The organism is Litoribrevibacter euphylliae, from assembly GCF_042646085.1.
GTDB classification, from domain to species: Bacteria; Pseudomonadota; Gammaproteobacteria; order Pseudomonadales; family Litoribrevibacteraceae; genus Litoribrevibacter; species Litoribrevibacter euphylliae.
In genome coordinates, this window is record NZ_JBHRSZ010000005.1 from 210743 (window position 1) to 235487 (window position 24745).

Consider the following 24745-nt stretch of genomic DNA (forward strand, 5'->3'; position numbering starts at 1 on the left):
GCCGTCTCCTAATTGTCCGCTACTTTAACAGTGATATGACAAGTTCTCTTCAAGATACGATCTGCGCGACCTTTAGCACGAGGCTTGATACGCTTAAGAGTCATACCTTCATCCACCATAATTGTGCTAACGCGCAATTCATCGATATCAGCACCTTCGTTGTGCTCTGCATTAGCGATGGCAGATTCAAGAACTTTCTTGACAATTGCAGCGCCCTTTTTAGGACTGAAGGCCAAAATGTCTAGCGCTTCTGCTACGTCTTTACCGCGCACCTGATCAGCAACCAAGCGAGCTTTTTGAGCAGACAGACGCGCACCTTTTAATACTGCGGATACTTCCATCTTTAAATACCCCTAAGATTAGCGCTTGGCTTTCTTATCAGCTACGTGACCACGATATGTACGTGTCGCAGCAAATTCACCCAACTTGTGACCAACCATATCTTCGTTTACGAAAACAGGCACATGTTGGCGTCCGTTATGAACTGCAATGGTCAACCCAACAAACTCTGGGAAGATCGTTGAACGACGAGACCAAGTTTTAATTGGCTTCTTGTCGCCAGCTTCCAAAGCAGCTTCAACCTTTTTCATCAGATGATGGTCAACAAATGGACCTTTCTTTAATGAACGTGGCACAGTCTACTCCTTACTTGGCGTTGCGACGGCGAACAATAAACTTGTCCGTGCGCTTGTTCTTACGAGTCTTGTGTCCCTTAGTTGGAACACCCCAAGGTGTAACAGGATGACGACCACCTGAAGTACGACCCTCACCACCACCGTGCGGGTGATCTACCGGGTTCATAACAACACCACGAACGGTTGGGCGAACACCACGCCAGCGAGAAGCACCAGCTTTACCAAGTTGACGCAAGCTATGCTCACTGTTGCTCACTTCACCAAGAGTCGCACGACAGTCAGCTAATACTTTACGCATTTCGCCTGAACGTAGACGAAGTGTGCAGTATGCACCTTCACGAGCAACCAGCTGAACTGCTGCACCAGCAGAGCGTGCGATCTGAGCACCCTTCCCTGGCTTAAGTTCAATACAGTGAACAGTAGAACCTACAGGAATGTTACGTAGCGGTAACGTGCTACCAACGCGAATTGGCGCATCAGAACCTGAAGCGATTGGATCGCCTGCTTTAACACCCTTAGGAGCGATGATGTAACGACGCTCACCATCAGCATATTTTAGAAGTGCAATGTGCGCACTACGGTTTGGATCATATTCCAAACGCTCAACTACTGCTGGGATACCATCTTTGTTACGACGGAAGTCAATTTTACGGTAGTGCTGCTTATGACCACCGCCAATGTGACGAGTTGTAATACGTCCATTGTTGTTACGACCACCAGATTTCGTCTTCTTCTCAAGCAGTGGAGCATAAGGCTTACCCTTATGAAGCTCATCACTTACTACTTTGACAACGTGGCGACGACCCGGGGACGTAGGTTTACACTTAATAACTGCCATTACCTTACCCCTTCTTATTCAGCGCCCAGAAAATCAATGTCACTGCCTTCAGCAAGACGAACATAAGCTTTACGAGAATCGCTACGCTTACCTAGACCACGCGCAGTGCGCTTTGTCTTACCTTTCTGGTTTAGAACCTGGACGGACTCAACTTTCACGTCGAACAACTGCTCGACAGCTTTTTTAATTTCAGGCTTAGTAGCATCTGGAGCAACTTTGAAAACAACCTGCTGGTTCTTTTCTGCAACAACGCTAGCTTTTTCTGAAACATGAGGACCTAGCAAAACCTTAAAGACGCGTTCTTGATTCATGATAACGCCTCCTCAATCTTCTTAAGAGCAGGAACCGTAACCAATACTTTCTCATGCGCGATCAAGCTAACAGGATCGATACCAGCAACATCTAGTACTTCAACACCAACAAGGTTACGTGATGCTAGATATAGGTTTTGCTCAACATTTTCAGAAACAATTAAAACGTTATCTAGGTTCAACTCAGTAAGCTTACCTAGTAACTCTTTAGTTTTTGGCTTTTCGCAAGCAACTTCATTAACAACCACTAGACGTTCTTGACGAACCAATTCAGAAACAATGCTCTGAAGGGCTGCTCGATACATCTTTTTGTTAACTTTCTGAGAGTGATCTTGTGGTTTTGCTGCGAAAGCCTTACCACCACCAACCCAGATCGGGCTACGAATTGTACCAGCACGTGCACGACCAGTACCTTTTTGGCGCCATGGCTTCTTACCACCACCGCTTACTTCAGAACGAGTCTTTTGAGCACGAGTACCTTGACGAGCACCAGCTAGATAGCTTGTCACTACCTGATGGATCAACGCTTCATTGTACTCACGACCGAAAGCTACGTCAGATACCTGAACAGTGCCTTCAGCACCTGTAATATTCAGTTCCATATCGCCTCCTAGCCGCGCGCTTTAATAGCTGGTTTAACAACAACGTCATTACCAGGAGCACCAGGAACAGCACCCTTGATTAACAACAGCCCACGCTCAGCGTCAACACGTACAACCTCAAGAGTTTGCACTGTTACGTTAGCGTTACCCATTTGACCAGCCATTTTCTTACCTTTCCAAACACGACCAGGTGTTTGACACTGACCAATCGAACCAGGCGCACGGTGAGACAAAGAGTTACCGTGGGTTGCATCTTGCATCGCAAAGTTGTGACGCTTAACACCACCCTGGAAACCTTTACCTTTAGATGTACCAGATACATCTACTTTTTGACCAGTTTCAAAGCGATCAACGGTCAATTCTTGACCTACCGCAAGTTCTTCGTCGCCATCTACACGAAATTCCCATAGACCACGACCTGCTTCAACTTCAGCTTTTGCAAAGTGTCCTTGCTCAGCCTTAGTCAAACGACTTGCTTTTTTAGAACCAGTTGTAACCTGAACTGCTTTATAACCATCAACTTCAAGCGTTTTCACTTGAGCGATGCGGTTAGGTTCAACCTCAATTACTGTAACAGGTACGGATACACCTTCTTCGGTGAATACGCGAGTCATCCCGCTCTTCCGCCCTACTAAACCAATAGACATTTCTATTTCCTCTATCTGTACGGGACTTTCACCCTCTATGGTCGCCCTTTCCAAGGCGTTCCAAACATCGAATTACGCTTTCAGCGCAAAAACTGATGAAAGGTTATTAGCCAAGGCTAATTTGAACGTCAACACCAGCTGCCAAATCGAGCTTCATTAACGCGTCAACTGTTTTCTCAGTTGGCTCAACGATGTCAAGCATGCGCTTATGAGTGCGAATCTCGTATTGATCACGAGCATCTTTGTTTACGTGTGGTGAAATCAGCACAGTAAAACGCTCTTTACGAGTTGGCATTGGGATTGGTCCGCGAACCTGAGCACCAGTACGTTTTGCAGTCTCAACAATCTCCTGAGTCGAAGCATCGATTAGGCGATAGTCAAAAGCCTTCAAACGAATCCTGATTTTTTGGTTTTGCATTATCCAAACTCCACAAGATCATAAACATCGGCTCAATTTTGATGAACCGACCCCATTTAAAAGGACGCGCATTGTAAGCAACTGATCATTTTTTGTCAACTCCCTACAATACACATAAAAAAAGGAGGCATAAGCCTCCTTTTTTGAACTCAAGTATTAATGCAAATATCGAATATTATTCGATGATTTTTGCAACAACACCTGCACCAACTGTACGACCGCCTTCACGGATCGCAAAGCGTAGACCTTCGTCCATCGCAATTGGAGCAATTAGAGTTACAGACAACTGAACGTTATCACCAGGCATAACCATTTCTACGCCATCAGGTAGTTCACAAGAACCAGTTACGTCAGTTGTACGGAAGTAGAACTGTGGACGGTAACCTTTGAAGAATGGAGTATGACGACCACCTTCATCTTTACCTAACACATAGATTTCTGCTTCGAATTTAGTGTGCGGAGTGATTGCACCTGGCTTAGTTAATACTTGACCACGCTCAACCTCATCACGCTTAGTACCACGTAGAAGAATACCACAGTTCTCACCTGCACGACCTTCGTCAAGCAGCTTACGGAACATTTCAACACCAGTACAAGTTGTCTTGGTAGTCTCTTTGATACCAACGATTTCGATTTCTTCACCAACAGTGATGATACCACTTTCGATACGACCAGTTACTACAGTACCACGACCTTGAATTGAGAATACATCCTCAATCGGCATTAGGAATGGCTTGTCAGTATCACGCTCTGGCTCAGGAATGTAAGAATCTAGCGCTTCAACTAGCTTCTTAACTGCTGTTGTACCTAGCTCATTATCATCTTGACCATTCAATGCCATTAGAGCAGAACCAGCGATGATTGGAGTGTCATCACCTGGGAATTCATACTCGCTTAGTAGATCACGCAGTTCCATCTCTACTAGCTCTAGCATCTCGTCATACTCTTCAGTACCGTGACCGCCACAGTCTTCAGCAAGAAGGTCTGCTTTGTTCAAGAATACTACGATGTAAGGTACACCTACCTGACGAGAAAGAAGGATATGCTCACGAGTCTGAGGCATAGGACCATCAGTCGCGCCACATACCAAGATAGCGCCGTCCATCTGAGCAGCACCAGTAATCATGTTTTTAACGTAGTCAGCGTGCCCTGGGCAGTCTACGTGCGCGTAGTGACGATCAGTTGAATCATACTCTACGTGTGAAGTCGCAATTGTAATACCACGCTCACGCTCTTCTGGAGCGTTATCGATGTTTGCGAAATCTACTTTCTCACCACCAAACACTTCTGAACATACACGAGTCAATGCCGCAGTTAGAGTTGTTTTGCCGTGGTCAACGTGACCGATAGTACCAACGTTAACATGCGGTTTGGAACGTTCAAATTTTTCCTTTGCCACTTTTAATTACCTCGAAATTAAATTATTCGCCAAAATTTTTCTTAATAACTTCTTCTGCAATGTTTGCTGGTGCTTCAGCATATTTTGCAAATTCCATTGAGTAAGTCGCACGACCTTGCGTTGCGGAACGCAGATCAGTTGCATAACCGAACATTTCCGAAAGTGGAACTTCAGCATTAATCACTTTACCCGAAGGAGAATCCTCCATGCCCTGAACTAAACCACGACGACGATTCAAGTCACCCATCACATCGCCCATATAGTCCTCAGGAGTCACAACTTCAACCTTCATCATTGGCTCCATCAACGCTGGATCACCTTCAGAAGAAAGCTGCTTTGTCGCTTGAGACGCCGCAATTTTAAACGCCATCTCATTCGAGTCAACATCATGGTACGAGCCATCAAATAGAGTAGCCTTCACACCCAGAACAGGATAACCAGCCAACACACCATTTTTTAACTGCTCTTGAATACCTTTCTCAACTGCCGGGATGTATTCCTTAGGAACAACACCACCAACAACCTCGTTAACAAACTCCAATGTTTCTGAGTTTGCATTTTCTGCTGGCTCGAATCGAACAACAACATGACCATACTGCCCTCGACCGCCAGACTGACGAACGAATTTGTGATTGATCTCTGCAGTTGAACGAATTTTTTCACGATAGGCAACTTGAGGCGCACCAACATTAGCCTCAACACTGAACTCACGCTTCATACGATCAACAATAATATCCAGGTGAAGCTCACCCATACCAGAAATAATCGTCTGACCAGTTTCCTCATCCGTTTCTACACGGAACGAAGGATCCTCTTGAGCCAATTTACCTAACGCAATCCCCATTTTCTCTTGATCAGCTTTTGAGCGAGGCTCAACAGCAACTGAGATCACAGGTTCCGGAAATTCCATCCTTTCCAATACAATCGGAGAAGCAAGATCACACAATGTATCTCCGGTTGTAACATCTTTAAGGCCTACAGCCGCTGCAATATCGCCAGCACATACTTCTTTAATTTCTTCACGACTATTAGCATGCATCTGAACCATACGACCTACACGTTCTTTTTTCCCCTTCACAGAGTTAAGAACGCTATCACCACCACTTAACACACCAGAATACACACGGAAGAATGTTAAGGTACCAACAAACGGGTCGGTCGCAATTTTAAATGCCAGAGCCGCAAAAGGCTCTTTATCATCAGAATGACGAACCGCAGGCGTTTCATCTTTATCTGTTAAATGCCCTTCGATAGCCTTCACTTCTGTCGGAGAAGGCAAATACTCAATAACAGCATCCAACACAGCCTGCACACCTTTATTCTTAAATGCAGACCCACACAAAACAGGAACAATCTCGTTCGCCAATGTACGCTGACGAATACCCTGTTTAATTTCCTCTTCGGACAACTCACCTTCTTCAAGGTATTTATCCATCAACTCTTCAGACGCCTCTGCAGCAGCCTCAACCATCTGCTCACGCATCTCTTCTGCTTTTTCAACCAGCTCAGCAGGAATATCCACCAACTCAAAAGTAGCGCCCATGTCAGCTTCGCTCCACATGATCGCTTTCATTTTGATCAAATCCACTACACCAGCGAATTCATCTTCTGCACCAATATTAATTTGCAATGGCACAGCAACCGCACCTAAACGGTCTTTAAGTTGATCAACTACCATAAAGTAGTCAGCTCCGGCACGATCCATTTTATTAACAAAGACCATGCGCGGAACTTCATATTTGTTCGCCTGACGCCAGACCGTTTCAGTCTGAGGCTGAACACCAGAAGAACCACATAAAACAACCACAGCACCATCAAGAACACGCAAGGAACGCTCTACTTCAATAGTAAAATCAACGTGCCCCGGTGTGTCGATGATGTTAATGCGATGCTCATCAAATTGCTGAGCCATCCCCTTCCAGAAACAAGTCGTCGCAGCCGAGGTGATAGTAATACCACGCTCCTGCTCTTGCTCCATCCAGTCCATGGTTGCAGCCCCATCATGCACTTCGCCGATTTTGTGCGAAATACCAGTATAGAAAAGCACACGCTCTGTCGTAGTAGTTTTACCAGCATCTACATGCGCGCAAATACCAATATTACGGTATCTATTAATGGGGGTTGATCGTGCCACGTGGTTCTCCTGCTATTTAGAAGCACAAATATCTTAGAAGCGGTAGTGCGAGAACGCCTTGTTCGCTTCAGCCATACGGTGAACATCTTCACGCTTCTTAACTGCAGAACCTTTACCTTCTGCTGCGTCTAGCATTTCGTTTGCAAGACGTAACGCCATTGATTTCTCACCACGACCACGCGCAGCGTCAACCAACCAGCGCATAGAAAGCGCTTCACGACGACTTGGACGAACTTCTACAGGCACCTGATATGTAGCACCACCCACACGGCGAGACTTAACCTCAACCAATGGCTGCACTGTTTCAAGCGCTTTATTGAATAACTCTAACGGATCTTCATTAGTGCGTTCTGCTACTACATCTAGCGCACCATAAACAATTTTTTCCGCTGTTGATTTTTTACCACTAACCATTACGTGGTTCATAAATTTTGCCAACGTGATGTTTCCAAACTTTGGATCTGGAAGAATTTCACGTTTTGCGGCGACTCTTCTTCTTGGCATTGATAAGTCCTCAAAGGTCTTCAGGTTTCCCCAAGACTAAAACAACATTTATTTGCTTGGCCTTACTCTTATCTACAGTAAAGCATCTACTATTACAGGTTTATTAACCCTTAGGACGCTTAGTACCGTACTTAGAACGACCTTGCTTACGATCTGCAACACCTTGGGTATCCAAGCTACCACGTACAGTGTGATAACGAACACCTGGAAGGTCTTTAACACGACCACCGCGAATTAACACAACACTGTGCTCTTGCAAGTTGTGACCTTCACCACCGATATAAGAAGTTACTTCAAAACCATTGGTTAGGCGCACACGGCAAACCTTACGCAATGCTGAGTTTGGCTTCTTAGGAGTGGTTGTATACACACGGGTACAAACACCACGACGTTGAGGACAAGCTTCCAAAGCAGGAACATTGCTTTTCTCTACAACGCGTTTACGAGGCTTACGTACCAACTGATTAATCGTTGCCATGTAAACAACTCCACATTAATTGAACAAAACAAGAAAAGGTGGAGACAAAATCCCCACCATTATTCAGGATGCGAAAGTCTAATGACCTCAGCAATCCTAGTCAAGTCTTAGAAATGAATAGAATTTACTCAATCCCTTTCATTTCTTCAGACAATCTCTCTTCAGCTTCATCTGCATTCAAGGTCGGCGCCACAAATGGCTCCAGTTCTTGCTGCTGACGACGCTTTCTTTCCTTGTGATAAGTCAAACCGGTACCAGCCGGAATCAAACGACCTACCACAACATTTTCCTTCAGACCACGTAAATAGTCGCGCTTACCTGTTACAGCACCTTCCGTAAGAACTCGAGTCGTCTCCTGGAAAGAAGCCGCTGAGATGAAGGAATCCGTAGACAAGGAAGCCTTGGTAATACCTAGCAATACATGTTCGAATTTCGCAGGAACCTTGTTTTCAGCTACGAGTTTCTCGTTAACCTCAACAATCTCAGACAATTCAACCTGATCACCTGCAATCAAATCACTCTCACCAGTAGTTACTACATCTACTTTACGAAGCATCTGACGAATAATAACTTCAATGTGCTTATCATTAATTACAACACCTTGAAGACGGTAAACATCCTGAACCTCATTGGTAATGTATTGAGCCAACGCCTCAACACCCAATAGGCGCAAAATATCATGTGAACTTGCTGGACCATCGGCGATAACTTCACCTTTAGTCACTTGCTCACCTTCAAATACGTTCAATTGACGCCACTTAGGAATCAGAACCTCGTAGGCATCAGCACCGTCTGATGGAATAATCTGAAGACGTTTCTTGCCTTTAGTCTCTTTACCGAAGCCGATCGTACCAGTGATTTCAGCTAGGATAGCCGGCTCTTTAGGCTTACGTGCTTCAAACAGATCCGCAACTCGCGGAAGACCACCGGTAATATCTTTGTTTCCTGAAGACTCTTGAGGAATACGAGCAACAACATCACCGACTCGAACTTCAGCACCATCTTCAGTATTAACCAAAGCACTACCTGGCAGCATATATTGAGCTGGCGCATCAGAGTTCGCAAACTTAACTTCGTTACCAGCATCATCTACCAAGGAAATCATTGGTCGAATGTCTTTACCTGCTGCAGGACGATCCTTAGGATCGATAATCTGAATGCTAGACAAACCGGTCAATTCATCCGTTTGGCGCTCAATGGTAATTTTATCTTCCATACCAGAGAACTGCGCTCGACCAGACACTTCACTGATGATTGGGTGAGTGTGAGGATCCCAGTTCGCAACTACCTGACCAGGAGTCACTGCATCACCATCCTGAACACTGATTACAGCACCATATGGGATTTTATAGAGCTCACGCTCACGACCGAATTCATCAGCAATTGCCAATTCACCAGAACGTGAAGTCGCAACTAGCTCACCAGAATCACGCTGCACAGACTTCAGCTTACGAAGACGTACCGTACCACCATTCTTCACTTGAATATTATCAACTGCTGACGCTCGAGATGCCGCACCACCAATATGGAAAGTACGCATGGTAAGCTGAGTACCCGGCTCACCAATCGACTGAGCCGCGATAACACCAACTGCTTCCCCTGGATTAACCAAGTGACCACGAGCCAAGTCGCGACCATAACAGCTAGCACAAATACCGAAGCGAGTTTTACAAGTAATAGCTGAACGAACGATAATCTCATCAACACCAATGTGCTCTAAACGCTTAACCCAACGTTCGTCGATCAAAGTACCACGTTCAATTGCAACTTCATCACTGCCAGGCTGAAGTACATCTTGAGCCACAACACGACCAAGAACACGATCACCCAAAGGAAGTACAACATCACCACCCTCAATAAGAGGCGTCATGACTAGACCTTCTTCAGTTCCACAATCATCTTCAGTTACTACAACATCCTGCGCAACATCAACCAAACGACGAGTTAGATAACCTGAGTTTGCAGTCTTAAGTGCGGTATCCGCCAAACCTTTACGAGCACCGTGTGTAGAAATAAAGTACTGAAGAACGTTCAGACCTTCACGGAAGTTCGCAACAATTGGGGTTTCAATAATAGAGCCATCCGGCTTCGCCATCAGACCACGCATACCAGACAACTGACGAATCTGAGCAGCAGAACCACGAGCACCAGAATCAGCCATCATATATACAGAGTTAAATGAATCTTGCTGAACTTCATTACCTTCACGGTCAACTACTGACTCTTTACCAAGGTTTTCCATCATCTTGGTCGAAACGACTTCGTTCGCACGAGACCAGATATCAATAACCTTGTTGTATTTCTCACCGTGAGTTACAAGACCTGAAGCATATTGCGCTTCAATTTCTTTAACTTCTTCTTCCGCCGCAGCAACGATGCTTGCTTTTTCTTTTGGAATTTCGAAGTCATTTACACCAATCGATGCACCAGACAATGTCGCATAATGGAAACCGGTATACATCAACTGATCAGCAAAAATAACTGTATCTTTAAGACCAACAACACGATAACAACGATTTAGAAGAGCAGAAATTGCTTTCTTCTTCATTGCTTGGTTGACCATTTCATACGGAATTCCTTCCGGTACAATGTCAAACAACATTGCTCGACCAATAGTCGTCTCACGCAACTCAGTCTTTTCGGTGCTATTACCATCTTCATCGATACTAACATCGCGAATTCGAACTTTAACTTTTGCTTGAAGATGAGCGCGACCAGACCAATAAGCACGATGCGCTTCTTCGATATTCGCAAGAACCAGACCTTCACCCTGAGCATTAATACGCTCACGAGTCATATAGTACAAACCAAGTACAACGTCCTGAGAAGGAACAATAATCGGCTCACCGTTCGCAGGTGCCAATACGTTGTTGGTTGCCATCATCAACGCACGCGCTTCCAACTGAGCTTCAGTAGTCAACGGTACGTGAACAGCCATTTGGTCACCATCGAAGTCAGCGTTATACGCCGCACAAACCAATGGATGCAACTGGATAGCTTTACCTTCAATTAGCTGCGGCTCAAACGCTTGAATACCCAAACGGTGAAGTGTCGGTGCACGGTTAAGTAATACCGGGTGTTCACGGATAACTTCAGCAAGAATATCCCAAACTTCAGCAGTTTCACGCTCAACCATTTTCTTAGCCGCTTTAATAGTAGTAGCAAGACCACGTAACTCTAACTTAGAAAAAATAAATGGTTTGAACAGTTCAAGTGCCATCTTCTTAGGAAGACCACACTGATGAAGGCGCAACTGAGGACCTACAGTAATTACCGAACGACCAGAGTAATCAACACGCTTTCCAAGTAGGTTCTGACGGAAGCGACCACCTTTACCCTTGATCATATCAGCAAGAGATTTTAACGGACGCTTATTAGAACCGGTAATAGCACGACCACGACGACCATTATCAAGCAATGCATCGACAGACTCTTGAAGCATGCGCTTCTCATTACGAACGATAATATCAGGCGCATTAAGCTCAAGAAGACGCTTAAGACGATTATTACGGTTAATTACACGACGATACAGATCGTTCAAATCTGAAGTAGCAAAACGACCACCATCCAAAGGAACCAAAGGACGTAAATCAGGTGGAAGTACAGGTAAAACTTCAAGAATCATCCAACCAGGTTCGTTACCTGACTTAACAAAAGATTCCAACAGTTTAAGACGCTTAGTTAGCTTCTTAAGCTTTGTTTCAGAGTTTGTCTGAGGAATTTCTTCACGAATTTCTGACACTTCTTGTTCAAGATCCATATCTTGAAGAAGGTACTGAACGGCTTCAGCCCCCATACGAGCATCAAAATCATCACCGAACTGCTCAAGTGCTTCGAAATACTCTTCATCATTCAGCATCTGACCCTTTTCAAGGGTAGTCATACCTGGCTCAACAACCACGAATGATTCGAAGTAAAGTACTCGTTCGATATCACGCAAAGTCATATCCAATAACATACCGATGCGAGACGGCAATGACTTCAGGAACCAAATATGTGCAACTGGGCTAGCAAGTTCAATATGCCCCATGCGGTCACGACGTACTTTAGATAGCGTTACTTCAACACCACACTTTTCACAGATAATTCCGCGATGCTTCATACGCTTATACTTGCCGCACAAGCATTCATAATCTTTGATTGGACCAAAGATTTTTGCACAGAACAAACCTTCACGTTCTGGCTTAAAGGTACGGTAGTTGATGGTTTCAGGTTTCTTAACCTCACCATACGACCACGCGCGAATCATTTCTGGCGATGCCAAACCAATACGGATCGAATCAAACTCGTCAGATTGGCCTTGGTTTTTTAGCAAGCCTAACAGGTCTTTCATTTATAAAGCCTCATTTAGCTTTATGAGCGCCAACACATTAGTTAGACGCTCATGTTAATACTCAGTTAATTATTCGGTTTCCAGTTCGATATCGATGCCAAGAGAACGGATCTCCTTCACCAGAACGTTAAACGATTCCGGCATACCAGGTTCCATTCTGTGGTCGCCATCCACGATGTTCTTATACATCTTAGTTCGACCATTCACGTCATCCGACTTAACTGTAAGCATTTCTTGCAGTGTATAAGCTGCACCATATGCCTCTAGTGCCCACACTTCCATCTCACCGAAGCGCTGACCACCAAACTGTGCTTTACCACCTAACGGCTGCTGCGTCACAAGACTGTACGAACCAGTGGAACGAGCATGCATCTTATCATCCACCAAGTGGTTAAGTTTCAGCATGTACATGTAGCCAACCGTAACTTTACGGTCAAATTTCTGACCAGTACGACCATCAAACATTGTGAACTGACCACTTTCAGGAAGACCGGCCAGTTTCAACATGTGCTTAATTTCTGCTTCTTTAGCACCATCAAACACAGGTGTAGCCATCGGAACACCACCAGTTAGATTGCCAGCGAGCTCTAAAACTTCCTCATCAGATAAAGAGTCAATATCTTCGTTTCTGGCAGGAACATTACCAGACACATCAGTGTTATAGACTTCTTTTAGGAAGCTACGTAGCTTTTGAACCTTCTCTAGGCGATCTTGCTCTTCTCTTAACATTTCGTTAATTCGAACACCTAGACCTTTGGCAGCCATCCCCAAGTGCATCTCAAGAATCTGCCCCACGTTCATACGAGACGGTACACCCAGTGGGTTAAGAACAATATCTACTGGCTCGCCATTCTCATCATGTGGCATATCTTCTACAGGCATAATTGCAGAAATCACACCTTTGTTACCATGACGACCAGCCATCTTATCGCCTGGCTGGATACGACGTTTAATAGCCACGTAGACCTTAACAATCTTAAGAACACCTGGCGCTAAATCATCACCTGTCTGGATCTTACGTTTCTTATCTTCGAACTTCTCATCCTGCTCTTTGCGGTGATTCTTCAAGTAATCTTGCGCCGCTTCAAGTTGCTCGTTCAAAGATTCATCAGCCAAGTTCAACTTAAACCATTGATCATGCTGGAGGTTATCCAGGTACTCTTGAGTTAACGAGTCGCCTTTCTTCATGCCAGGGCCGGCAATAATTTCTTTACCAACCAGTGCTGCACCTAAACGTTCAAACGTTGCACGTTCAACGATTGCAAACTCAGCCATTAAGTCTTTGCGGTACTCATCCAGCTGAGCTTTTTCGATATCCAAAGCACGCTGATCTTTTTCAACACCATCGCGAGTAAAGACCTGTACATCAATTACAGTACCTTTGGTACCAGTCTTTACACGAAGAGAAGTATCTTTAACGTCCGACGCTTTTTCACCGAAAATCGCACGAAGCAGTTTCTCTTCCGGAGTTAGCTGAGTTTCACCTTTCGGCGTAACCTTACCAACCAAAATATCGCCAGGGCCAACTTCAGCACCAACATATACGATACCCGACTCATCAAGCTTGGCTAATGCAGCTTCACCGACATTAGGAATATCAGCAGTGATTTCCTCAGAACCAAGCTTGGTATCACGACTGATACAAGTTAGCTCTTGAATGTGGATCGTAGTGAAACGGTCTTCTTGAACAGCACGCTCAGATACAAGGATAGAATCCTCGAAGTTATAACCATTCCACGGCATAAAGGCGATACGCATATTCTGACCTAGAGCCAGCTCACCTAAATCTACTGATGGACCGTCAGCCAATACATCGCCACGAGAAACCACATCTCCAGGACGAACAACTGAGCGCTGATTGATACAGGTATTTTGGTTAGAACGAACGTATTTAGTGAGGTTATAGATGTCTACACCCGCTTCACCCGCTTGCGTTTCGGCGTCGTTTACACGAACAACCACACGTGAAGCATCAACACTTTCAATTACACCACCACGAGCTGCGATCAAACACACACCAGAATCACGAGCAACATAGCGCTCCATACCAGTACCAACAACAGGCTTGTCTGCAACCAATGTTGGCACAGCCTGACGTTGCATGTTTGATCCCATCAATGCACGGTTAGCATCATCGTGCTCAAGGAAAGGAATAAGTGACGCAGCAACAGAAACAACCTGACGTGGAGATACATCCATATAGGTTACTTTTTCTGGAGCCATAACCGTTGTTTCTTCTTTATGACGAACCGTTACTAGCTCATCAACAAGACGGTTGTCACCATCTAATTCTGCGTTTGCCTGCGCAATAACTTGCTCAGTCTCTTCAATAGCAGATAAATATTCGATGTCTTCAGTAACAACACCATCAACAACTTTACGGTAAGGGCTTTCTAAGAAACCATACTCATTTGTACGCGCATAAGTTGATAACGAGTTAATCAGACCAATGTTTGGACCTTCAGGTGTTTCAATAGGACAAACACGACCATAATGCGTTGCGTGTACATCTCGAACTTCAAAGCCTGCACGCTCACGAGTCAAACCACCAGGGCCTAATGCAGAAACACGACGCTTATGAGTAACCTCTGACAACGGGTTGTTTTGATCCATGAACTGAGACAGCTGACTAGAACCAAAGAACTCTTTAATCGCAGCAGCTACCGGCTTAGCATTAATTAGATCTTGAGGCATTAACCCTTCAGACTCAGCTAGGCTCAAGCGCTCACGTACCGCACGCTCTACACGAACCAAACCAACACGGAATTGGTTTTCAGCCATTTCACCAACAGAACGAATACGACGGTTACCCAGGTTATCGATGTCATCAACGGTACCTTTACCGTTACGAATATCGATTAACGTCTTCAGTACTTCAACAATATCGGATGACTTATCTGAATCTTCTTCCAAATAAGTAGCATCAAACAGAATACCATCGCCAGTCGTCTCTTCTCGACCCAAACGGCGATTAAACTTCATACGACCTACTGTCGAAAGGTCATAACGTTCATCAGTAAAGAACAAGTTATGGAACAGCGCTTCAGCAGCCTCTTTGGTTGGCGGCTCACCAGGGCGCATCATACGATAGATTTCCACCAAGGCTTCTAATTTATTACGAGTAGGATCAACACGTAACGTATCAGAAAGGAATGAACCACAATCCAAGTCATTGGTGTACAGAGTTTCAATTGAAGTCACACCTGCTTGCGCAAAGGTTTCCAATAACTCCATAGTGATTTCTGAGTTACATTCACACAGAATCTCACCTGTCGCTGGGTGCACCATGTTTTTAGCAACAGTCTTACCACATAGATACTCTACTGGCACCTTAAGCCATTCAAGACCGGCTTTTTCCATAGTACGAATGTGACGAGCAGTGATACGACGACCTGTTTCAACAACTAACTCACCGTTCGCGTCAACAATATCAAATGTCGCAGTTTCACCACGAAGACGCCCAGCAACTAGCTTCAGGTACACACCGTCTTGACGGAACTCGTACTCAGCTGTGTCAAAGAACATATCAAGCATTTCTTCAGCTTCATAACCCAAAGCACGAAGAAGAATAGTTGCAGGTAACTTACGACGACGGTCAATACGAACAAATACGTTATCTTTAGGATCAAACTCGAAATCCAACCATGAACCACGGTAAGGAATAATACGAGCAGAATACAGTAGTTTGCCAGAAGAGTGCGTTTTACCTTTGTCATGATCAAAGAACACACCAGGAGAACGGTGTAACTGAGAAACGATTACACGCTCAGTACCATTAATAACGAAAGTACCGTTCTCTGTCATGAGCGGCATTTCACCCATGTACACTTCTTGCTCTTTAATGTCTTTAATCGCCTTAGTGGACGATTCTTTATCATAGATAATTAGACGAACTTTAACTCTAAGCGGTGCAGAATAAGTAATACCACGAAGCACACACTCTTTTACGTCGAATACAGGCTTGCCTAACCGATAACTAACGTATTCCAACGCTGCGTTTCCAGAAAAAGAGACAATGGGAAATACAGATTTGAATGCTGCGTGCAGGCCCATTTCCATTCTTGTGGACGCATCTGCGTCTGCCTGCAAAAACTTCTTGTAAGAATCCAGCTGGATTGCCAACAAGTACGGCACATCCATAACCGGAGGTACTTTACTGAAGTCCTTCCGAATTCGTTTTTTTTCGGTGTATGAGTAAGCCATTATGATCCTCAGCTCTTTTACCAACTATCGCGATAGTGCGGATAGCACTAATAATTCAGTTCTTTATAAACGGTAAAAGGCCGGCGACAAAATGCCGCCAGCCAGCTTTACTATAGAGCTTTTATGCGCTAAGTCGAGATTATTTAATCTCAACAGATGCACCAGCCTCTTCAAGCTGCTTCTTAGCTTCTTCAGCGTCTTCTTTAGAAACGCCTTCTTTAACAGTTGCCGGAGTACCATCAACCATGCCTTTCGCTTCTTTCAAGCCAAGACCAGTGATTGCACGAACTGCTTTAATTACGTTAACTTTCTTCTCGCCAGCACCAGTAAGCACTACGTCGAATTCAGTCTTCTCTTCAGCTGCAGCGCTAGTGTCACCAGATACTGCTACTGCCGCTGCCGCTGCAGTTACGCCAAATTTTTCTTCCATTGCTTCAATCAATTCAACAACGTCAGTCACAGACATTTCAGCAACTGCATTGATGATATCGTCTTTAGTAAGAGACATAATATTATCCCAGAATCATTAATGGAGCTTTCGCTCGATAAATTAGTTCTAAACAGAAAATACGTAGAAATTTCAGATAACGTATTAAGCTGCTTCTTGTTCTTTCTGATCGCGGATCGCAGCAATTGTACGAACCAGTTTGCCAGCGGCTGCTTCTTTCATCACGCTCATTAGCTTTGCGATCGCTTCGTCGTATGTCGGCAAGGTTGCAAGTAGGTTTACATCCGCTACTTTACCTTCAAATGCCGCCGCCTTAACTTCGAATTTTTCATTTGTCTTCGCGAAATCTTTAAAGATACGCGCTGCAGCACCCGGGTGCTCAGTAGAAAATGCAATCAAAGTCGGGCCAACGAAGTTTTCAGTCAAACACTCGTATTCCGTACCTTCTACGGCACGTTTTGCCAAGGTGTTACGTACAACACGCATCCAAACACCGGCTTCACGAGCTTCTTTACGCAAAGCAGTCATATCAGTTACAGATACACCACGTGCATCAGCAACTACAGCTGACTGAGCTGACTGAGCAGCTTCCTGGACTTCAGCAACAATTGCTTTTTTATCAATAAGTCCTAAAGCCACAATTTAACTCCTAAAAGTTAATGAATGCTCCGAAGAGCTAACTTAGGTGTGACAATTCAGTATTCTGAAGGGGAACACACCATCTGCGTAGGAAATTAAGCAACAACCAAAGACTTCACAACATTAGCCATTGCACCTACGGTCTTTGATAGTCCCGGCCGTAGAGACCAAGACCCCAAAGTTCTTTAAATTAGATATCTAGAGTCGCTTGATCGATCGTCAAGCCAGGACCCATAGTTGAAGAAATGGTAACTTTCTTCATGAAAACGCCTTTCGCAGAAGCAGGTTTAGCTTTCTTAAGATCCGCAAGCAAAGCTTCAAGGTTACCTTGAATCTGAGCAGCTTCAAAAGTCACATTACCGATACCAGTGTGAATGATACCTGCCTTGTCGTTACGGTAGCGAACCTGACCAGCTTTTGCATTCTTAACAGCTGTCTCTACATCAGGAGTTACAGTACCAACCTTCGGGTTTGGCATAAGACCACGAGGACCAAGAATTTGACCTAGCTGACCTACTACACGCATTGCATCTGGAGTCGCAATTACTACGTCGAAGTCCATATTGCCTGCTTTAACATCAGCAGCCAAATCGTCCATACCAACAACATCAGCGCCAGCTGCCGTTGCTTTCTCAGCGTTTTCACCCTGAGTAAACACTGCAACACGTACAGTTTTACCGTTACCATTCGGAAGAACAGTTGCACCACGTACGTTTTGATCAGATTTACGAGCATCAATGCCTAGGTTCACAGAAACATCAACAGACTCTGTAAACTTAACAGACGATGAAAGATCCTTAAGAATAGCTACCGCTTCTTCAACAGTGTACTGCTTATCTGCATCCACTTTTTCCGCGATCAGTTTTGCGCGCTTTGTTAGCTTAGCCATGATTAATCCTCCACCTCTAGACCCATGCTACGAGCAGTACCAGCAATAGTACGCACAGCAGCATCCATATCTGCAGCCGTTAGATCAGGCTCTTTCGCAGTTGCAATTTCTTCCAACTGAGCACGAGTTACCTTGCCAACTTTTTCAGTATTTGGACGAGCAGAACCGCTCTTAAGACCAGCAGCTTTCTTCAACAGAACTGCAGCAGGAGGTGTTTTAGTAATGAACGAGAAAGAACGATCATTATAAACAGTAATAACAACAGGAACAGGAAGACCCGGCTCAAGCTTTTGAGTAGAAGCATTGAACGCTTTACAGAATTCCATAATATTCACACCATGCTGACCTAGAGCAGGACCAACCGGCGGACTTGGGTTAGCTTGACCAGCTGCAACCTGCAACTTGATATAAGCTTCAATTTTCTTAGCCATTTTAACTCCTAAGGGTGCAAACGCCTTTCGGCTCCCCAGCTTTACTTATCAGGTCTTTTCAACCTGACCAAACTCCAACTCCACAGGAGTAGAGCGACCAAAAATAAGAACAGAAACTTTCACCCTGCTCTTTTCATAATCTACTTCTTCTACAACGCCATTAAAGTCAGCAAACGGACCGTCATTAACACGCACAACCTCACCCGCTTCAAACAATGTTTTCGGACGAGGTTTATTAGCACCCGTTTCAACACGCTGCAAAATGGCATCAGCCTCACGCTGAGTAATTGGAGCCGGCTTATCTGCGGTCCCACCAATAAAACCTAAAACACGAGAAGTACTTTTAACCAAGTGCCAAGTTTCATCATTCATCTCCATATTCACAAGAACATAGCCAGGATAAAACTTACGCTCACTTTTTCGCTTTTTTCCTTCGCGAATCTCTACAACTTCTTCTGTCGGAACAAGAATATCACCAAAATATTCCTGCATACCTTTAAGCTCAACTTGTTCTTTAAGAGAATTCATCACTCTCTTTTCATAGCCAGAGTAAGCCTGAACCACATACCAACGCTTAGACATATCAACCTCTAACCAATAAGCAACTTAACAAGCCAACCAAACAACATATCCAAGAAGTACAAAATCAACCCTACAATCAGCACAGCAACAATCACAATCACTGTCGTTTGACGAGTTTCCTCTCGTGTCGGCCAAACTACTTTCTTAACTTCAGCCCAGGACATACGCACAAACTGCGAAAAACGCTTCCCGTGCTCAGTTGTCAAAGCAACACCAACAGCCACAACTGACAAAACCAAAACAGCAATCACGCGATACAACAAAGACTCATCGCTATAAATTGCGTTCCCTACAACAGCTACAGCAACAACCGCTGCAACCAATACCCACTTAACGATATCAAGTGGTGACTTTTGAGTTTCGATATTTGAATTCATGTGCGCGCTAACGGAGAGAGAAGATGGCAGGCCAGGAGGGACTTGAACCCCCAACTTTCGGTTTTGGAGACCGACGCTCTACCAATTGAACTACTGGCCTAAAAGTTAACCCCTCTTCAAGAGAGGGGCATATTATACATTACTCAATAATCTTTGCAACAACACCTGCACCAACTGTACGACCGCCTTCACGGATCGCAAAGCGTAGACCTTCATCCATCGCAATTGGAGCAATTAGAGTTACAGACAACTGAACGTTATCACCAGGCATAACCATTTCTACGCCATCAGGTAGTTCACAAGAACCAGTTACGTCAGTTGTACGGAAGTAGAACTGTGGACGGTAACCTTTGAAGAATGGAGTATGACGACCACCTTCATCTTTACCTAACACATAGATTTCTGCTTCGAATTTAGTGTGCGGAGTGATTGCACCTGGCTTAGTTAATACTTGACCACGCTCAACCTCATCACGCTTAGTACCACGCAGAAGAATACCACAGTTCTCACCTGCACGACCTTCGTCAAGCAGCTTACGGAACATTTCAACACCAGTACAAGTTGTCTTGGTAGTCTCTTTGATACCAACGATTTCGATTTCTTCACCAACAGTGATAATACCGCTTTCGATACGACCAGTTACCACAGTACCACGACCTTGAATTGAGAAAACATCCTCAATCGGCATTAGGAATGGCTTGTCAGTATCACGCTCTGGCTCAGGAATGTAAGAATCTAGCGCTTCAACCAGCTTCTTAACCGCTGTTGTACCCAGCTCATTATCATCTTGACCATTCAATGCCATAAGAGCAGAACCAGCAATGATTGGAGTGTCATCACCAGGGAATTCATACTCGCTTAGTAGATCACGTAGTTCCATTTCTACTAGCTCAAGCATTTCATCATACTCTTCAGTACCGTGACCACCACAGTCTTCAGCAAGAAGGTCTGCCTTGTTCAAGAATACTACGATGTAAGGTACACCTACCTGACGAGAAAGAAGGATATGCTCACGAGTCTGAGGCATAGGTCCATCAGTCGCACCACATACCAAGATAGCGCCGTCCATCTGAGCAGCACCAGTAATCATGTTTTTAACGTAGTCAGCGTGCCCCGGGCAGTCTACGTGCGCGTAGTGACGATCAGTTGAATCGTACTCTACGTGTGAAGTCGCAATTGTAATACCACGCTCACGCTCTTCTGGAGCGTTATCGATGTTTGCGAAATCTACTTTCTCACCACCAAACACTTCTGAACATACACGAGTCAATGCCGCAGTTAGAGTTGTTTTGCCGTGGTCAACGTGACCGATAGTACCAACGTTAACATGCGGTTTGGAACGTTCAAATTTTTCCTTTGCCATCGAGAAGACTCCCAGAGCACAATATACAAGTTGCAAATACACAAAATAGGCGCACAACAAGGCCGCCTATCCTACTAATTCTTCATGGAGCTCATGGCCAGAATTGAACTGGCGACCTCTCCCTTACCAAGGGAGTGCTCTACCCCTGAGCTACATGAGCAAAATCTATTATTTATTACTGGAGCGGGTGGCGGGAATCGAACCCGCATCATCAGCTTGGAAGGCTGAGGTAATAGCCATTATACGACACCCGCATAAAGATAATGGTGGAGGGGGCAGGATTCGAACCTGCGAAGGCTGAGCCGTCAGATTTACAGTCTGATCCCTTTGGCCACTCGGGAACCCCTCCCCGAATCGTGGCGTGCATTATACTGAAGAGCTTTTTATTTGCAACTCTTTTTTTCCAGTATTATGACTGCCTCAAAAGAGGTCGCTATATTAAGCAGAAGATCTTTAAAAATCAATGACTTTTGCAAATTTTATTCGAAATTGGCGCATCAAAGTTGCTCAGCGCTAAATTAGCCGACTCCAAAGAAGAAAAAAACTCTATCCAATATCGCTTTTGTGACCTATTTATCTCTTGCACGACAACATCAAACCCCGCACCCATCATTTTTTCTTTAATGCGATAAGCAGAAGTCTTTACAGTAAACAACCCCAAAGAAATAGCATTTGCATAATCTCCCTGGGTCACTATATAGCTATCTATATTCGATAACTGCAATTGTTTCAACAACCGATAAGCCTGCTTTTCCGAGGGCCGAGGCGGAATTATCACCCAATAATCCGTTGAAACAACCACTTCTTTTTCATAGATAGAATTACCTATATTTCTAGAAAGCAATCTACGCGACACCTGCTCTGCAACAGCAAAGCTATCCAAAGGTCCTAATTCCCCACATTCGGAACGCTCCCCCACCTTCGACACCAAAGGCATTTTTGAAACCACTTCCAAATGCTCTCCCTGCTGTTTAAATTCAGTTAGAGATGATACCTGCGGCTCCAAATCATTATTCATAACAATAAACAAAACCAACAGCGCATTAACAGCAACCAACCCAACAAAAAGCTTCCTAGCAAGCATGCAGATATCCCCTTCTAGCCGTAGACATATTTAAGTCCTTTAAATACTAGGAGTTCATCTACCCCACCTAGCGACCGCAGCGAAGACAAAACACCATTCACATCCCCACCTGTCAATATTACTTTTGAAGGATTACACTCCTTTATCACTGATTCACATAAACTCGTGATCATCCGCAATGAGCCATTCCTTATACACTCACTCGTATCATTCCCCAAATCCTGAGCAGGCTCAACAGCATCAAATGTCAAATTAGTCCCATTTAGCAAACTTTCCATTTGCAGACGATAACCCGGAACAATAAATCCTCCCAAATGAAAACCATCAGCATCCACGGAGTCAAGCGTTATGGCACTTCCACAATCTATAACAACTAACCTATCATTTACTTCTCGATAAGCAGCTTCAATTGCAAGCAAACGATCTATACCCAACCTGTGAGGTTGTTTATAAGAGTGTTGTATTTTCCAACTCCCCTTTGCACAAGAAGCTTTAGTAACTGCAACCCCCTTCATTACACCCATAACAGCGGCTTCTTTTTCCTTCACTGCCACCGATGCCAGCACCGCCTGTTCAACCCCCCCCAATGCTATAAAGCTCTTAAACCTATCAATCCAGCATACGTCCGAAGCCAGATAAGTCTCTATTAAGTCCCCTTGAGAATTAAAGACTTTAAGCGCCGTATTCCCTAAGTCTAAATAAACCTTATTCATATACAGCCCTTAACGAAACCTCCCCACCATGGACACTACGAAGCTCACCCTCCACCTCAATATCCAACACACCATTAGCATTAACACCTCTAGAAAGACCCACAAGAATCTCCCCTCCCTGCTCAACCTGCACTTGACATCCCCGGTATGCATCCATCTCATTCCATCGCCCGGAAAACGAGGAAAAACCCTCTAAACAAAAGAGATTAATATTCCTTCTCAACTGATCAACAAAGGCCACCAACAATTCTGAACGATTAATAGCCCGACCAAAATTTTTCATCAGAGACGTCACTTCACGATCACCAACCGAAGGGCTCTCATTAACATTCAGTCCGACACCAATAATAAGTGAATAATCCCCACCTATATCGCCTTGAATTTCAACTAACACCCCAGCTAACTTAGCCCCATTAATTAGTACATCATTAGGCCATTTAACCTTAGCATCAACACCTAATGAAGCATTTACTACATCCACCAATGTCAGACCAACAAGCAAACTCAATCCTTCCAGCCCTTGCATAGCACTAAACCTTGGTACGCCATACGTGAACAATAGGTTATGCGCGTAACAGCTTGCCCATTGCCTTCCTCTGCGACCACGCCCTCCAGTCTGATGCTCTGCAACCACCAATAATGGTTGATCACTGGTTTTTAAATACTCTCTAGCAATATCATTAGTTGAAGTGATTGATGGAAAGTAATATAACGCTAAAGGTGATAGCTTTTGCTCAATATGATTACTATCTAATAAAAATGAACCTCCACGATAGCGATAGCCCTTGCCCCTGACACGAGAGACAATAACTCCTTTTTCCTCCAAGGAGTTAATCAACGACCATACTCGACTCCTCGTCACACCAAAGAGCTTTGCAATCACCTCACCTGAATGAAATTCCCCATCAGAAAGCAACTCAAATAACTTTAAATCTTTATCCATAACACGATGCCTACAACGAATCGATAAAGTGCTTACAAATTAGTGGCGCGCTTTCTAGATCTAAAGAACCATATTCAAACGAGCTTCTCATCCACAACCCATCAATCATTGCAGCCAAGGCATGTGATTTAACATTCACTAAATCCTCTGCCACTAAATATTTCATCGAATATTTAATATTAGAAAACATTCTTCTTTCATTTATTTTCTGCAACCGCTGAAGTGATGGATCGTGTGCAGCCTGCGCCCAAAACGACAACCAAGTGGCTGCAGCTTTTTTACTTGTTTGTATTTGACTAAAGTGAGAATCAACCAACAGATGAAGGCGTTCTTTATGCGAAACGTCAGGTTGATCCTTCAGTTTTTTCAACAACTCAGTTTGCAACGATTGAATTAAATAACTCACCGTAGCCTCTATAAGCTGCTGTTTTCCACCAAAATAATGACTGATAATGCCAGGAGAAAGACCTGCGATCTTACAAATTGTCGCTACAGTCGTATTTTGAAGCCCAAATTGCTCTACAGACTCCAAAGTTGCTTCAATCAATTGAGCTTTGCGTATTGGTTCCATACCAACTTTAGGCATATTTAGCATCCAACCATAATAAAAGGGGAATTATTATACAAACAGAGCTTCATCGAAACACAAGAGTTTCCCCTGTTTTTAAAATATGGAGGATTATGTGCAGACGGACGTTAGACGTTAGAGCCGCGTCTTTTCAAGCCTCAGCCGTATTGTTCCGCTCGAAGTCTTGGTGTTGGATATTTTCCAGA

General features: G+C 44.3%; 24 protein-coding genes and 4 tRNA genes. All 28 read right to left on the reverse strand.

The window, feature by feature from the left end; all coding sequences use genetic code 11:
• Positions 1-8 precede the first annotated feature (8 nt).
• The 28 genes from rplV to betI all read right to left on the reverse strand — a co-directional run bounded on the left by rplV (position 9) and on the right by betI (position 24557).
• On the reverse strand, positions 9-341 hold the full coding sequence (gene rplV, locus ACFOEK_RS13795; RefSeq protein ID WP_386721922.1) for a 50S ribosomal protein L22: 333 nt from the start codon (positions 339-341) through the stop codon (positions 9-11).
• Between the two features lie 18 nt (positions 342-359).
• Positions 360-635, reverse strand: a complete 276-nt coding sequence (gene rpsS, locus ACFOEK_RS13800; RefSeq protein ID WP_284379412.1) for a 30S ribosomal protein S19 — start codon at positions 633-635, stop codon at positions 360-362.
• Positions 636-645: 10 nt separating this feature from the next.
• Complete coding sequence (rplB, locus tag ACFOEK_RS13805) at positions 646-1473, reverse strand: 50S ribosomal protein L2 (RefSeq protein WP_386721924.1); 828 nt, start codon at positions 1471-1473, stop codon at positions 646-648.
• 14 nt (positions 1474-1487) lie between these two features.
• Complete coding sequence (gene rplW, locus ACFOEK_RS13810) at positions 1488-1784, reverse strand: 50S ribosomal protein L23 (RefSeq protein ID WP_386721926.1); 297 nt, start codon at positions 1782-1784, stop codon at positions 1488-1490.
• Positions 1781-2386: a 50S ribosomal protein L4 gene (gene rplD / locus ACFOEK_RS13815; protein ID WP_386721928.1), complete on the reverse strand. Its 606-nt coding sequence runs from the start codon at positions 2384-2386 to the stop codon at positions 1781-1783. Before rplD ends, rplW begins: the two co-directional genes overlap by 4 nt.
• Before the next feature lie 8 nt (positions 2387-2394).
• On the reverse strand, positions 2395-3033 hold the full coding sequence (gene rplC / locus ACFOEK_RS13820; protein WP_386721929.1) for a 50S ribosomal protein L3: 639 nt from the start codon (positions 3031-3033) through the stop codon (positions 2395-2397).
• Between the two features lie 106 nt (positions 3034-3139).
• The gene (rpsJ, locus tag ACFOEK_RS13825) at positions 3140-3451 is read right to left on the reverse strand and encodes a 30S ribosomal protein S10 (protein WP_284379400.1); all 312 of its coding nucleotides are present in this window, start codon (positions 3449-3451) and stop codon (positions 3140-3142) included.
• A gap of 175 nt (positions 3452-3626) precedes the next feature.
• Positions 3627-4850 carry an elongation factor Tu gene (gene tuf / locus ACFOEK_RS13830; RefSeq protein WP_386721932.1) on the reverse strand — a complete coding sequence of 408 codons (1224 nt, stop codon included), beginning with the start codon at positions 4848-4850 and terminating at the stop codon, positions 3627-3629.
• 22 nt (positions 4851-4872) lie between these two features.
• The gene (gene fusA, locus ACFOEK_RS13835) at positions 4873-6984 is read right to left on the reverse strand and encodes an elongation factor G (RefSeq protein ID WP_386721934.1); all 2112 of its coding nucleotides are present in this window, start codon (positions 6982-6984) and stop codon (positions 4873-4875) included.
• A gap of 33 nt (positions 6985-7017) precedes the next feature.
• Positions 7018-7488: a 30S ribosomal protein S7 gene (gene rpsG, locus ACFOEK_RS13840; protein WP_386721936.1), complete on the reverse strand. Its 471-nt coding sequence runs from the start codon at positions 7486-7488 to the stop codon at positions 7018-7020.
• Positions 7489-7591: 103 nt separating this feature from the next.
• Positions 7592-7966 (reverse strand): 30S ribosomal protein S12, encoded by a 375-nt coding sequence (rpsL, locus tag ACFOEK_RS13845; protein ID WP_284379860.1) that lies wholly within the window; start codon positions 7964-7966, stop codon positions 7592-7594.
• Positions 7967-8090: 124 nt separating this feature from the next.
• Positions 8091-12299, reverse strand: coding sequence for a DNA-directed RNA polymerase subunit beta' (gene rpoC / locus ACFOEK_RS13850; RefSeq protein ID WP_386721938.1), 4209 nt, complete (start codon positions 12297-12299; stop codon positions 8091-8093).
• A 69-nt stretch (positions 12300-12368) separates the two neighbouring features.
• A complete protein-coding gene (rpoB, locus tag ACFOEK_RS13855; protein ID WP_386721940.1) occupies positions 12369-16502 on the reverse strand; it encodes a DNA-directed RNA polymerase subunit beta in 4134 nt (1377 codons plus the stop codon).
• Positions 16503-16641: 139 nt separating this feature from the next.
• Positions 16642-17010: a 50S ribosomal protein L7/L12 gene (gene rplL / locus ACFOEK_RS13860; RefSeq protein ID WP_386721942.1), complete on the reverse strand. Its 369-nt coding sequence runs from the start codon at positions 17008-17010 to the stop codon at positions 16642-16644.
• 84 nt (positions 17011-17094) lie between these two features.
• Positions 17095-17589: a 50S ribosomal protein L10 gene (gene rplJ / locus ACFOEK_RS13865; protein ID WP_386721944.1), complete on the reverse strand. Its 495-nt coding sequence runs from the start codon at positions 17587-17589 to the stop codon at positions 17095-17097.
• Between the two features lie 190 nt (positions 17590-17779).
• A complete protein-coding gene (gene rplA, locus ACFOEK_RS13870) occupies positions 17780-18478 on the reverse strand; it encodes a 50S ribosomal protein L1 (protein WP_386721946.1) in 699 nt (232 codons plus the stop codon).
• 2 nt (positions 18479-18480) lie between these two features.
• Positions 18481-18909, reverse strand: coding sequence for a 50S ribosomal protein L11 (gene rplK, locus ACFOEK_RS13875; protein ID WP_386721948.1), 429 nt, complete (start codon positions 18907-18909; stop codon positions 18481-18483).
• 48 nt (positions 18910-18957) lie between these two features.
• Positions 18958-19491 carry a transcription termination/antitermination protein NusG gene (gene nusG, locus ACFOEK_RS13880; protein ID WP_386721950.1) on the reverse strand — a complete coding sequence of 178 codons (534 nt, stop codon included), beginning with the start codon at positions 19489-19491 and terminating at the stop codon, positions 18958-18960.
• An 8-nt stretch (positions 19492-19499) separates the two neighbouring features.
• Complete coding sequence (gene secE / locus ACFOEK_RS13885) at positions 19500-19868, reverse strand: preprotein translocase subunit SecE (protein WP_386721952.1); 369 nt, start codon at positions 19866-19868, stop codon at positions 19500-19502.
• Between the two features lie 24 nt (positions 19869-19892).
• Positions 19893-19968, reverse strand: a tRNA-Trp gene (locus tag ACFOEK_RS13890).
• A 39-nt stretch (positions 19969-20007) separates the two neighbouring features.
• Positions 20008-21231, reverse strand: coding sequence for an elongation factor Tu (gene tuf, locus ACFOEK_RS13895; protein ID WP_386721932.1), 1224 nt, complete (start codon positions 21229-21231; stop codon positions 20008-20010).
• 85 nt (positions 21232-21316) lie between these two features.
• Positions 21317-21391, reverse strand: a tRNA-Thr gene (locus ACFOEK_RS13900).
• Between the two features lie 19 nt (positions 21392-21410).
• Positions 21411-21485, reverse strand: a tRNA-Gly gene (locus ACFOEK_RS13905).
• Between the two features lie 10 nt (positions 21486-21495).
• Positions 21496-21580: transfer RNA gene (locus ACFOEK_RS13910), tRNA-Tyr, on the reverse strand.
• 111 nt (positions 21581-21691) lie between these two features.
• The gene (locus ACFOEK_RS13915) at positions 21692-22315 is read right to left on the reverse strand and encodes a hypothetical protein (protein ID WP_386721954.1); all 624 of its coding nucleotides are present in this window, start codon (positions 22313-22315) and stop codon (positions 21692-21694) included.
• A 14-nt stretch (positions 22316-22329) separates the two neighbouring features.
• Positions 22330-23028: a type III pantothenate kinase gene (locus ACFOEK_RS13920; protein WP_386721955.1), complete on the reverse strand. Its 699-nt coding sequence runs from the start codon at positions 23026-23028 to the stop codon at positions 22330-22332.
• Positions 23021-23971 carry a biotin--[acetyl-CoA-carboxylase] ligase gene (locus ACFOEK_RS13925; protein ID WP_386721957.1) on the reverse strand — a complete coding sequence of 317 codons (951 nt, stop codon included), beginning with the start codon at positions 23969-23971 and terminating at the stop codon, positions 23021-23023. Before ACFOEK_RS13925 ends, ACFOEK_RS13920 begins: the two co-directional genes overlap by 8 nt.
• Before the next feature lie 10 nt (positions 23972-23981).
• On the reverse strand, positions 23982-24557 hold the full coding sequence (betI, locus tag ACFOEK_RS13930) for a transcriptional regulator BetI (protein WP_386721959.1): 576 nt from the start codon (positions 24555-24557) through the stop codon (positions 23982-23984).
• Positions 24558-24745: the final 188 nt, after the last annotated feature.

Coding starts and splice junctions, on each gene's coding strand:
- rplV (WP_386721922.1), bottom strand. CDS start 341: ATGGAAGTATCCGCAGTATTAAAAGGTGCGCGTCTGTCTGCTCAAAAA.
- rplB (WP_386721924.1), bottom strand. CDS start 1,473: ATGGCAGTTATTAAGTGTAAACCTACGTCCCCGGGTCGTCGCCACGTT.
- rplW (WP_386721926.1), bottom strand. CDS start 1,784: ATGAATCAAGAACGCGTCTTTAAGGTTTTGCTAGGTCCTCATGTTTCA.
- rplD (WP_386721928.1), bottom strand. CDS start 2,386: ATGGAACTGAATATTACAGGTGCTGAAGGCACTGTTCAGGTATCTGAC.
- rplC (WP_386721929.1), bottom strand. CDS start 3,033: ATGTCTATTGGTTTAGTAGGGCGGAAGAGCGGGATGACTCGCGTATTC.
- rpsJ (WP_284379400.1), bottom strand. CDS start 3,451: ATGCAAAACCAAAAAATCAGGATTCGTTTGAAGGCTTTTGACTATCGC.
- rpsG (WP_386721936.1), bottom strand. CDS start 7,488: ATGCCAAGAAGAAGAGTCGCCGCAAAACGTGAAATTCTTCCAGATCCA.
- rpsL (WP_284379860.1), bottom strand. CDS start 7,966: ATGGCAACGATTAATCAGTTGGTACGTAAGCCTCGTAAACGCGTTGTA.
- rpoC (WP_386721938.1), bottom strand. CDS start 12,299: ATGAAAGACCTGTTAGGCTTGCTAAAAAACCAAGGCCAATCTGACGAG.
- rpoB (WP_386721940.1), bottom strand. CDS start 16,502: ATGGCTTACTCATACACCGAAAAAAAACGAATTCGGAAGGACTTCAGT.
- rplL (WP_386721942.1), bottom strand. CDS start 17,010: ATGTCTCTTACTAAAGACGATATCATCAATGCAGTTGCTGAAATGTCT.
- rplA (WP_386721946.1), bottom strand. CDS start 18,478: ATGGCTAAGCTAACAAAGCGCGCAAAACTGATCGCGGAAAAAGTGGAT.
- rplK (WP_386721948.1), bottom strand. CDS start 18,909: ATGGCTAAGAAAATTGAAGCTTATATCAAGTTGCAGGTTGCAGCTGGT.
- nusG (WP_386721950.1), bottom strand. CDS start 19,491: ATGTCTAAGCGTTGGTATGTGGTTCAGGCTTACTCTGGCTATGAAAAG.
- secE (WP_386721952.1), bottom strand. CDS start 19,868: ATGAATTCAAATATCGAAACTCAAAAGTCACCACTTGATATCGTTAAG.
- tuf (WP_386721932.1), bottom strand. CDS start 21,231: ATGGCAAAGGAAAAATTTGAACGTTCCAAACCGCATGTTAACGTTGGT.
- ACFOEK_RS13915 (WP_386721954.1), bottom strand. CDS start 22,315: ATGCTTGCTAGGAAGCTTTTTGTTGGGTTGGTTGCTGTTAATGCGCTG.
- ACFOEK_RS13920 (WP_386721955.1), bottom strand. CDS start 23,028: ATGAATAAGGTTTATTTAGACTTAGGGAATACGGCGCTTAAAGTCTTT.
- ACFOEK_RS13925 (WP_386721957.1), bottom strand. CDS start 23,971: ATGGATAAAGATTTAAAGTTATTTGAGTTGCTTTCTGATGGGGAATTT.
- betI (WP_386721959.1), bottom strand. CDS start 24,557: ATGCCTAAAGTTGGTATGGAACCAATACGCAAAGCTCAATTGATTGAA.